Source organism: Rahnella sp. P4_A8 (assembly GCF_056402435.1).
This window is the reverse complement of record NZ_JBFUHK010000300.1, coordinates 1-859: the sequence shown is the minus strand read 5'-3', so window position 1 is coordinate 859 and position 859 is coordinate 1. Positions and strand designations below refer to the sequence as shown.

Here is an 859-nt window from a genome sequence, read left to right as displayed (position 1 = left end):
TGGCCATCCTGCAATTCGTGGCGGTAATTGGCATGATCCCGCTGTGTATCCGCTTTGGTCCTGCACCATCTTATCGTCTGGCTGTTTCCCTGTTSGGGCTGGCCGCTATCTCGTACGGCGTGCTGTATTACACCGGTATGAATGATTCGATGTCATTACTGCTGCTGATTTCCGCGCTGGCCGGTCTTGGCCGTGGCGGGATCAACTACGTGCCGTGGAATATCTACACCTATATCGCTGACGTTGATGAAACCATTACCGGTCAGCGCCGCGAAGGGATTTTCGCCGGCGTGATGACGCTGACCCGCAAAGCATCACAGGCCGGTGCGGTGATGCTGGTAGGGATTATCTTGCAACTTGCCGGGTTCGTTTCCGGGCAAAGTCAGCAGGTTCCGGCAGTCGGTCATACCATTCTTGGTGTACTGGTGATCGGGTCATTGCTGATGCTCAGTATCGGTTTCACCATCTCCCTGTTCTTCCGTCTTAATCAGAAAACGCACGGTGTGCTGACCCGCGAAACGCAGAAAATGCGTGATGCTAACCGTATCGTACCGGAGCAAATTACGCCGGAAGACCGGGCTACGGTCGAAATGCTGACAGGAATGAAATACGAATCTCTGTGGGGCAATAACAACATCGGTTATCTGCATCGCAATAACCCGCCTCCCGAAAAGCTGACCCGTGAAAATACCGCTGAAATGCCGGTCCAGGGACGTTTATAAATTTTGAATTCACAGGAGAACGCCATGAAAGTTTTTGAAGTTAAACACAGTGCCTTGCTGCGACAGCCGGAACATTTCATTTCTCGCGGGGAACTGAAATCGCTGATCCACAACGTGACCAACAATCTGGTGAATAT

2 protein-coding genes are annotated in these 859 nt (G+C 51.9%); both read left to right on the top strand.

Annotated features, from left to right (window positions below; translation table 11 throughout):
- On the top strand, positions 1 to 722 hold a 722-nt coding region (locus tag AC1DUO_RS25580; RefSeq protein WP_477989502.1), incomplete at its 5' end, for an MFS transporter.
- A 24-nt stretch (positions 723 to 746) separates the two neighbouring features.
- Positions 747 to 859: hypothetical protein (locus tag AC1DUO_RS25575; RefSeq protein WP_477989504.1), on the top strand; the 113-nt coding region annotated here is incomplete at its 3' end.